The organism is Profundibacter sp. (assembly GCF_056498605.1).
This window is the reverse complement of the sequence record NZ_JBSMEZ010000127.1, coordinates 1-9,736: the sequence shown is the minus strand read 5'-3', so window position 1 is coordinate 9,736 and position 9,736 is coordinate 1. Positions and strand designations below refer to the sequence as shown.

The following is a 9,736-nucleotide window of genomic DNA, read 5'->3' as shown; positions in this document are numbered from 1 at the left end:
CACAAGGGAAATTGGTGGGGTGTCGGCAAATCATATGCCCCGTAAAATGTCTAGGTTCTGTCGCAAAGTTCTCTTGAGCGCAAAAAAATAGTAAAATTTTGGTTACCTTTATGCCGCTAAGCTGCCTCTAAGAAAACCCAATTAGCTGGGCATGACTCTAACGATAGTAATAATGGCCCACCTCCCCGCTAAGGGGAAAAGACGAGGAATCGTCTCGAGGGTTCGAATTCCTTCGTTTCCTATTTAGCTAAGCGCCTGAAACTCAACGCGCCGGTTTTCACCTGCTTTAGGGTCATCACTATTGAGTAAGAACCGTTCCCCCAATCCGATGGCTTCAAGACGGGAAGCTTCCATGCCGCATTCATCAATGAAATAGCGCTTCACCTCTTCTGCGCGCAGCAGGGACAGGGTTTCGTTATAAGTTTCAGAGCCGGATGTATCTGTATGTCCTGCAATCCTGAACAGATTGATATTACTTGGTTTCATTGCGCCGCAAAGCTGCTCCAGCTTGGGTTTTTGCGCCGCTGAAAGCACGGCTGAATCAAATTCGAACTCTACTCGAACGTTGACCTGAAGCTCTGGTGCCAATTTTCCGAACATAATTGGTGTCACCAACGCGTCGGGCGGAGAGGTAGACGGGTTTGTGTCTATTGTTGCTGTAATGGTTGTGCCGTTATCATCCACAGGTGGGTCAGTAACTGTTGGAGCCACGGTTGTTGCTGCTATGGTTGGCTCTGTTGTAAGATCGTCGACGGTAACCAGCGTTAGTCCACGGGTCTTTAACCCACCGGTTGTTTTTGCTTCGTTAAAAGCATCGCGCTGTGCAGTAAACAGGGATAACAACTCTTCGGTTGTATAGGTTTGTGCCGTCCCTGAAAGGGGAAGAACAACAAGGCTTGCGCAAAGTGCAAATGCATTTAATGTCCGCATGAAAACCACCATAAAAAAAGAATTAATATATAAGCCATTCTACGTTATTATTAAGTTCTAATCAATGCAGTCAATTTTTTGGATTCGTTATGAATATTATTTTTTATCTGTTTGGGGGGGGCCACTCCTTGGTTTTTGCGCGCTGATGGGTGCGCCGGTCACACGCGTTCCTATTGAAATACGACAGCTACCGGTTGCTATAGGAGCTGGGCTAACAAACCGCGGGATTGTTCGGGAAATAAACGAGGATTCAATCCTGACCGATCCGGCGGGGGTGTTATGGTCTGTTGCTGATGGTATGGGCGGCTATGGCAATGGCGATGTTGCATCCGATATCGTAATGGATTGTCTGGCCGCTGTTGAGGATGTGGGATATCCGGCGGAATTGCTGGCAAATGCTTTGATGCTGGCCAATGATATGGTCCGCGAAATCGCCCGGAAAAACAATCTGGGCACCTTGGGGGCGACTGTTGTTACCCTATTGATCCAGAATGCCGTGGGCAATATTGCCTGGGCGGGTGATAGCCGCGCCTATTTGATGCGATCCGGCAGTTTACGCCTGTTGACCCACGACCATACCGTTGTGCAAGAACTGGTAGAAAGCGGGGCGCTGCGTGCGAAAGACGCCGAACATCACCCGGAAAGCCATGTGGTAACACGCGCCGTGGGCGGGGCAGACGAACTGGAGGTTGATCATCTGACCGTGCCATTGATCGTTGGGGACCGGTTACTATTATGCAGCGACGGGTTGACGGCTTGTGTCTATGACCAGACCATTTCCCGCTGCATGATCGAGGAAAAAACGCCGTTGGGCGTGTGTGAGGCCCTAGTCAGTGAAGCCCTGCGAAACGGGGCCCCGGACAATGTTTCTGTCATTTCGGTTTTCATTCAGGAGGCATAAAAGAGCATGGCACCCGGGCAGCTGATCAGCGCTATCATTATTGCCATTGGTCTGGTGGTGGCCGCGATCGCATTTTCAATCGTTGGCGCATTGCTGCAAACCGCCGATGGCGGTGCCGATTTGCGACTACAGAGGTTAGAGCAGGAAATGGCCGCTGTTCAGGCATCTTCAAATCGCTATGAAAGCGAACTCAGCCAGGCGCGTGCCGATCTTGTGCGCCTGCGCGAGGATATGTCCCTGCTGGCAAACCGGACAGCGGCCCCCATTACGAGTTCGGGTGATATCAGTACCGACGGGTTGATCGGCGACACGATTATTGACGAGAGAAGCGAAACTGAAGACCTGACTGAAACGATGCGTTTGGCCAAGGCCCGTTTTAACAAAGGCATATCGCAGCCCAATAATCGGGTGATGAAGGAACTGCTGTCAAATCCACGCAGCAGTTACAGCACCGAATGCCAGTCGGTTACCAACCCGCATCTGAAATCGTTGTTGCAAACGGCCCCGATCGGCAATTTCAGGGTCACAATGATCAAGCCCGCGATAGCATCGCTTGAGCGGATCATGGCCCGCCTAAAAGAGAGCGATCCGGATATCTACGAAAAGGTTGGAACGGCAGGAGCACTGTGCGTGCGATTGATCCGCGGGTCGCGTTCATCGGTTTCAAACCACAGTTGGGGCACAGCGATTGATGTCAAACTACAAGGAGAACTAGATCGTTTTGCTGATGGGGGCACCCAGTTTGGCCTGCTTATTCTGGCCGAATATTTCAACGATGAGGGCTGGTATTGGGGGGCCACCTATACCCGCGAGGATTCGATGCATTTTGAAGTTGGCGTCGAAACCTTGCGCCGCTGGGCAGAAGAGGGGCGTCTATAGGCAATGAAGTACGGCCGAAATGCACCGCTGGCAAGCCCAGATCCAAACCGGTTTCCCCGGTTGGGCAAACCGGTTTTGCAGTTTGTTGACCAACTGGGGACATTGTCGGCTGACAATGATGAAGCCCATCTGGTTGCCACGGCAGCGACGTTGCTACAGGAGTTTGGCAATACCGCGCTGCGCGATGGCGCTGTGCCAAATTCGGTGCCACCAGCAAGGTTTGCCTTGGCGGTACTGATAGATCAGGCAGCACGTAGCGTCAAAAAGATAGCGATGAAACCCTGGGCTGCAGGTGCGCACCGCTTGTTATTTGATGGACGGGACATGTCTGTTGCGTCGGTGCGCGAGTTTCATCACACTGCCCTGAAGGCAGGTGATGAATACCGCGATTTGGCCGAGTTTTTAGCCGAGTTGCTGGACCGGTTAGAACAAAGCCGCATACATAGATACAAACGGGGTAATACCCGCTGGGTGCAGCGGGCCGGACTTGCTGTTGGTGTCCTTGTCGTCGGGTTGGTAGGCTATGCCGTGTTTTTGGACTACCGCTATAATGCGCGGCTGTATCAGGCTTTTCGGCAGGATGCTTTGGCAACAGGGCTGGATCTGGTCCATACAGGCAATGATCTTGCTTTGCGTCTGGATGATTTGAAAGCGGCAGCAGAACGAACCGTTCTTGCGGCGCGGCGCGCACCGCTTGGGCAATTGTCGAGACCTCTAGGATTTAATGCAGGGGTGCGTGCTTTAACAGACTATCAGACTGAAATTGACAAGGCAGTGCCAGTGGCGTTGGCAGGGGCGGTAAATGCCGCAATATCGGTTGAGGGGAACAATCTGGCCGCCTACGATACATTGCGTGCATGGTCCGTCCTAAGTGGGCAATCAGATTGGAGTGCAGCATATCTTACTGGGTGGGTGCAGGCGAGGCGTGAACTGCTGCCAGAATATCGGAATTTTGCCACCCACGCTGCACGATTGTCAGGCGCAACGACGGGGCTACCACAACCAGACCCACAACTGATGGAGCAGGCTCGCGAGTTTGCAGCCGAAGCAATTGAATCTGATCGTGCCTATTTGGAATTGCTGCGCTCGGAACAGGCACAGGCGTTACCTGCTTGGCAACCAAATCAGGCCATCACGAGGATCGGCGAGATTATGCAGCGCCGTTCGGGTGTTGTGATAGATGCGCCTGTGTTTGGCATATTCACCGCAAATGGCTGGACATACGCGCGTGATATTGGCGCCGGAACCGCCGTTCAAAAAGCCCGCCAAGAGGCGGCAAAACTGTTTGATGAACCGGCACTCCAACAGAATGACGCACCGGATAAGGTTCTGGACCAACTGCAGCGCGCTTCGCTTAAAGTATGGAAGGCTTGGCTGGCAGATTTGCGTGTGCGCCCCTTTACCGATAGTGAAAGTGCAGTCTTGATTTCGGGCCGGCTATCAGCAGCGGATTCGCCATTAACCCAATTGCTAAACGAGATATGGATGCAGGTGGGCGGCACGGACCGTCGACGCAGCCATAATCAGCAGATTCGTCTGGCAACTGAATATGGCCCGATGATCCAATATGTCGAACAGGGCAAAATGAAACAGATTGCCGGATTGTTCGGAGCGCTGAATGTGGCATTGGGAGCGGTCGATGTTGGTGAAGAAACGGGCATGCAGCGGCTAATGAGCATCCGTGATCGGGCAAATTCAGTGTCTGCCTTACGACAGGCTCCGCCAATCGTGGTGCAGATTGTCGAAGACGTTTTGGCGCAAACAAGTGCTGCACACTCTGATCTGTTGTCCAATCCGATCACAGGCTATTGGCAGAACAATATTTTTCCTCAATGTGGTCGCGTGGCCAATGGCCGGTTTCCCTTTGCGGACGGGGCCGATAGTGATCTGGGCGAGTTTGCGGCACTCCTAGGCCCCGATGGTTTGATCGCCCGGTTTTTCCGGAGCCAGCTAGAGCCGCTTATGGACACTCAAAGCAATCCGTGGCGCTGGAAACCAGAGGCGAGATTCGCTGGACTTACCCCTGAGTCGGCTGTGTTCTTTCAGCGCGCACTGGCTATTACCGATGCCTATTTTGATGATAACGGGCAACTTTCCGCCTCTCTGCAATTGGCGACGCTGGCTGAACGGGGGCAGGCGTTTATCATGGTTGGTGGCAGAGAAGTGTCGCTTCGGGCAACATCTGATCCGGAAACGATATTCTGGCCCGGGTCGCAACCTGAAACCGGTGTCGTGGTGAATTTCAAGGTCGGGAACCAAGTTGCAACCCTGCAAAAGCAAGGCCCATGGGGTTTACTACGCCTATTGGATGAAATGCATCTGCGCAAACGTGATGAGGGGCGTCGGTTCTTAGTGGACTTACGAGCGAGCGGCGGCCGTGTTTTTGTTGAGATGCAGCTTCAAAAGGCGGCCAACCCTGTGTCAGGGCGCTCTCTCCTGAAAGGTTTTTTTTGTCCGGCGACATTGTGAAACTCGTTTGCCGCCGCCGCGAGCAGTTTATCTCCCGCAGCCCATAAAATTACGCTATACTGGCGAATATTATTTTACCTATATCATTTTGAGAAGACTTAGCAATATGGAGGCCAAACATGTTTGAAGACCGCGAGATTAGTATCAAAACCCCGTTGGGCCCAGAAGACCTTATGTTCAGCAGCATGTCTGGTTACGACGAAATTAGCGGTTGTTTTCGCTTTGAGCTGGAGATGGCCAGCACAAAGCTGGAAATCAAAGCAGAAGATTTACTGGGCGAGCCGATCACCGTGAAAATCGGCAAAGACGACGGCATGCGGTTTTTCCACGCCTATGTTTCCGAATTCGGCCTGAAAGAGATTCGTGATGGGTATGCTTATTACGTGGCGGTTCTTCGGCCGTGGTTGTGGTTTTTGTCCACCACCCATGACAACCGGATATTCCAGAAAATGAGTACCGTTGAAATTGTCGAAGAGGTGCTGAATGAATGTAGCAAAGTCAAATTTGAAAAGCGGCTACAGGAATCATACAAGCCACGAGAATATTGTGTGCAATATGGCGAGAGCAATCTGGACTTTGTCCAACGGCTGCTAGAGCACGAAGGGATTTTCTACTTTTTTGAATATGCCGATGGCGAGCATATGATGATACTGACTGATGCAAATGCAAAGTTGGAACCCGTTTCTGATTTTGAGGAAGTCGAATATCAGCCTGACGTGCTTTTGTCATTTCTTGACGGGGATTTTATACTGGGTTGGGAGCCGAAATCCACAGTGGTGCCGGGCACATATATCCAGACTGATTATGATTTCACCAAGCCGAGCGCAGACTTGATGGCGAAATCGGAAAACACGCTGGGCCATAGTCAGGATGATGGTGAGGTGTATCACTATCCGGGCAATTATCTGGAGCTGGACCCGGGCGATGCGCTGACCGCAGTTAGATTAGAAACCACACAAGCCCAGTCACGTAGTGTGAGGGCCAAAGGGACCGTGCGCGGCATATGGTCTGGTGCCAAATTCAAATTTACCAATTTCCCGCGTGAGGCCGAGAATGACGAATATGTGATTCTTCGTTCTGATTACCTGATGTGGGATGATCAGTATCGCAGCGGCATGGAGCGTGATGGGGCAGGATACGAGGTGACACTGGCGTTGGCGCCAACGTCGATTCCCTATCGTCCATCACGGCGCACCCCTGTTCCGGTGATGCGCGGCCCACAAACCGCTACCGTGGTAGGCCCCAGCGGAGAAGAAATCTATACGGACAAGTATTCCCGTGTAAAAGTCCAGTTTCATTGGGATCGCTTGGGCAAAGACGACGAAAACTCTTCTTGTTTTGTGCGGGTCAGTTCTGTTTGGGCCGGATCAGGTTGGGGTTTTATCCAGATACCGCGGATCGGCCAAGAAGTGATTGTCGATTTTCTGGAAGGCGACCCTGACGCCCCTCTGATCACTGGACGGGTGTATAACGCATCACAAATGCCACCCTATGGATTACCCGACAATGCGACACAATCAGGTTGGAAATCCAACTCCTCGCCCGGTGGTGGTGGGTTTAATGAGATGCGGTTCGAGGATAAAAAAGGCGAAGAAGAAGTATATTTTCAGGCCGAGAAAGATCACAACGAGTTGGTAAAGAATGACGAGGGCCGCACGATTGGCCATGACTTCAAAGAAGATGTGGGCAATGATGCAACACAGTCGATTGGGCACGACCGGACGGAATCTGTAGCCAACGACAAGGCGGTTTCTGTCGGCAATAACCGCACCGTTAGTATCGGGGTGGATGATACAGAAACCGTTGGCAGCAACCGATCTCTGACCGTCGGCACGAATGAAACGATCAAGGTAGGCAGCAACTCTTCTGAAAATATCGGGGTAAACCATTCTCAAACCGTCGGGGCGGCGCAAGCGATTACCGTCAAGGCCGCCCGTGTCGACAGTGTTGGCGCTGCAGAATCGCGAAATGTTGGGGCTGCCCAGAAAAATATTATCGGCGGGACACGCAGCGTAACCGTTGGCAAAGCCCAAACCCATACGATCAAAGCCGAAGATACATGGTCTATCTCCAAGGACCAAACAGTCACGGTTGGGGGCAACCATTCGCTTACCATCAGTAAAGACCAAACAATTACTCTGACCGGCAATCAATCTTGGTCAAATGAAGGGGGGCGTCTGGTTAAGGTCGGCAAAGGCCAAACCCACGATGTGACCGAAGATGTTTGGATCAAGGCTGGTAAGGCAATGCTCCTGGAAGCCGCTGACAGCATTACCCTGAAATGCGGGAGCGCTGCAATTTCGATGAAAAAAGATGGCACAATCAATATCGAAGGCAAGGATATAACGATCAAAGGAAGTGGCAAGATCAACGGCAAATCCGGCGGCGAGATGACTTTGAAAGGGAGCAAAGTCAATATCAACTAGCAGCTGGGAAAAGCCCGTCCAACGCTTGTGTAAACCCGCAATCTGATATCGGGATCAACTTGGTTTCAAGGTGCCAAATCACATCACCCGAAGTTTCTGTGTTTGGCACGAGTTCCGTTTCTTTGATCTTTGCCAGCGCCTGTATAACCTCATCCGCCAACATCGGATTTGCAATTGCATCACGGGCCAGATCAAAGACCGAATTGCACCATTCATCAGCACTTTGGCGGCTTGGGGCAACAGTGGCAATCCGGCATACCGTAAAGGGAAATTTACGATCCGGTTTGTCGGCGCTGGGCAAAATCAGCAAAATCAGCCAATAGGTCTTCCACTTGATTACGGCACGCATGCCATTCTTTGACCATGCATCGGGTGTATCACGGCGAGCGGCCAGACCGCGGGTTAGCCATTGATCAAGGAAGGGCCTCACCCCCTGCTTTAACCCACGAGCAACGAAATCACCGGTCGAGGGTAGCTTGCCGAAAAAGCCGACACTGGCTTTGCTCAAAACCGCGCAGGGCATTTGAACGCTCCAAACATGGATAGGTCAAACGGATTGTCCACGCTGTTGGCGCGCAACTCAAACTGGGCACGGTAAGGCCCTTTGGAGAGGGTTAGCTTGAATAACTCTGGCAACTGGGTGCGCTTAAGGTTGCCAGCACGGATCATCCGCAGCCACGCCCATGCACCTGTTTGCGAGGTGATGATTTCACCTGATCCATCCACAGGCGAGAATGTCATCGAGATCAAGTTCGTGCCGTCCGGCCCCGGCCATGTCATCGGTTCCGGTCGCGCAGCCGAATTGAAATAGGAAAGCGTTTGACCATCGACATTCAGCGTGACCCGCGACGCATTTGGCGACAAGTCTTTTGGTTCCAACGTAAAAGCCATTATCGGGCCAGCACCACCCGGAAATAACCCGTCGCGGATGGACCGTGCCTTCTCGAACGGTTTCAAGCGTTCCGCTGGCAGGTTGAAATCGGCCCGCCACTGCCAAGGCCGCGCGGTGGTATCAACATACGGTAGCAAGTGTTCGTTGGTAAACGTGTCGATCAGACCACCAGGACCAAACAAGCGGGCGAAATCGGCAATGTTCACGTCAATCCGGCTGGCTTGGTCAAACGGATAACGGCCAGTTGTGGCAGCCGTGCAAAACGGCAATACATCCGCGCGCCAGCGCGCATTGAGCTGAGCCAACACCGCCTCGCGCGTTAACGAGATCGTGTCGCCAGCGATACCGGTGATCCAGTCATCTATCGGGTCGGGCAGCGATGCGGCCTCGTTGGCGATGGCACCGATGAGTTGCGGTAGCCCGCCGCGTGCCAACAGTGCGGATTCTGGGTCTGGGCTGGCAGCGACGGTTTGTAATTCATTTGACAAGGCGGTCAATGCGGCGACAGCATCGTCCAGCAGGGGCGGCACGCCATCGACCTCCTCGACTGTGCCGCGCAAGGGGGCGAAATGATCGGCAACAGGCGCGCCCGCTATGGTACCAGAGCTGGATGAGCCGTCGCCGGAACCGGCAATTCGCGACCCTTGGGCGGCAAGTTTCCCAAGCCGCCCCAAACGCGCTTGTGCTGCCTTAAGCACCCCTTTAGGGACCGCTGCTCCACCTTCACCTTCTTCATCAACATAGGTTAGGTTGGTTTCCGTTACTACAGCCACCAACAATCGTTTTAGCGCACTGTCAGCGCTGGAAAGATCCTTTAGGTTGGCGCGGGCTTGCGCCAGATCACCAATCGGGGTCAGACGAACATCACGCAAGAATCCATCCCACTGGGCAATGAAATCCTCGTAATACAGCTTTAGGATATCTTGCTCCAACGTCGTGGTTGACGTGTCCGAACTTTCGGTGCACCCGCCGGTAAAGACAGCACGATCCAGTGCGGCCTGTGCTGCAATTTCCGGCACAAGCGGCAGAACTGTTTGATGAAACCCCTCAAAGGTAAACGCGCCAGGCAAGCCAATGCGCAGACTGCGTTCCGACAAACGGGTCAATACGCGCGCGCCGTTTGGTCCGGCTTTTTCAGCGGGAATCCAGTCTTTTAGTTTTGCAACATCAGGGTTGCCCAATAACGAGCGGTATGCCCGAACCGAAAGCGGGATGGTGCAGATGCTATCAAGCGCCAGC

General features: G+C 52.9%; 7 protein-coding genes. 4 read left to right on the top strand and 3 right to left on the bottom strand.

The annotated features are described in order from the left end of the window. Window positions 1-243 precede the first annotated feature (243 nt). Window positions 244-930: an OmpA family protein gene (locus ACWB12_RS12850; protein ID WP_479530489.1), complete on the bottom strand. Its 687-nt coding sequence runs from the start codon at window positions 928-930 to the stop codon at window positions 244-246. A 145-nt stretch (window positions 931-1,075) separates the two neighbouring features. Here ACWB12_RS12850 and ACWB12_RS12845 point away from each other — a divergent pair, with 145 nt between their 5' ends. The 4 genes from ACWB12_RS12845 to ACWB12_RS12830 all read left to right on the top strand — a co-directional run bounded on the left by ACWB12_RS12845 (window position 1,076) and on the right by ACWB12_RS12830 (window position 7,605). Then, window positions 1,076-1,831: a PP2C family protein-serine/threonine phosphatase gene (locus tag ACWB12_RS12845; RefSeq protein ID WP_479530488.1), complete on the top strand. Its 756-nt coding sequence runs from the start codon at window positions 1,076-1,078 to the stop codon at window positions 1,829-1,831. A gap of 6 nt (window positions 1,832-1,837) precedes the next feature. Next, a complete protein-coding gene (locus tag ACWB12_RS12840) occupies window positions 1,838-2,710 on the top strand; it encodes a M15 family metallopeptidase (protein WP_479530487.1) in 873 nt (290 codons plus the stop codon). Between the two features lie 3 nt (window positions 2,711-2,713). Next, window positions 2,714-5,179 (top strand): ImcF-related family protein, encoded by a 2,466-nt coding sequence (locus tag ACWB12_RS12835; protein WP_479530486.1) that lies wholly within the window; start codon window positions 2,714-2,716, stop codon window positions 5,177-5,179. Between the two features lie 119 nt (window positions 5,180-5,298). Further along, window positions 5,299-7,605, top strand: coding sequence for a type VI secretion system Vgr family protein (locus tag ACWB12_RS12830; protein WP_479530485.1), 2,307 nt, complete (start codon window positions 5,299-5,301; stop codon window positions 7,603-7,605). Here the strand turns inward: ACWB12_RS12830 and tagF are convergent. Both tagF and tssM read right to left on the bottom strand, forming a co-directional pair. After that, window positions 7,598-8,128 carry a type VI secretion system-associated protein TagF gene (gene tagF, locus ACWB12_RS12825; protein WP_479530484.1) on the bottom strand — a complete coding sequence of 177 codons (531 nt, stop codon included), beginning with the start codon at window positions 8,126-8,128 and terminating at the stop codon, window positions 7,598-7,600. The genes ACWB12_RS12830 and tagF overlap by 8 nt on opposite strands. Beyond that, window positions 8,110-9,736: type VI secretion system membrane subunit TssM (gene tssM / locus ACWB12_RS12820; protein ID WP_479530483.1), on the bottom strand; the 1,627-nt coding region annotated here is incomplete at its 5' end. The genes tagF and tssM, both read right to left, overlap by 19 nt.

Bases quoted from the DNA above. Each gene is read 5' to 3' on its own strand.
- ACWB12_RS12840 (WP_479530487.1), top strand. From the start codon at position 1,838: ATGGCACCCGGGCAGCTGATCAGCGCTATCATTATTGCCATTGGTCTG.
- ACWB12_RS12835 (WP_479530486.1), top strand. From the start codon at position 2,714: ATGAAGTACGGCCGAAATGCACCGCTGGCAAGCCCAGATCCAAACCGG.
- ACWB12_RS12830 (WP_479530485.1), top strand. From the start codon at position 5,299: ATGTTTGAAGACCGCGAGATTAGTATCAAAACCCCGTTGGGCCCAGAA.
- ACWB12_RS12850 (WP_479530489.1), bottom strand. From the start codon at position 930: ATGCGGACATTAAATGCATTTGCACTTTGCGCAAGCCTTGTTGTTCTT.
- tagF (WP_479530484.1), bottom strand. From the start codon at position 8,128: ATGCCCTGCGCGGTTTTGAGCAAAGCCAGTGTCGGCTTTTTCGGCAAG.
- ACWB12_RS12845 (WP_479530488.1), top strand. From the start codon at position 1,076: ATGGGTGCGCCGGTCACACGCGTTCCTATTGAAATACGACAGCTACCG.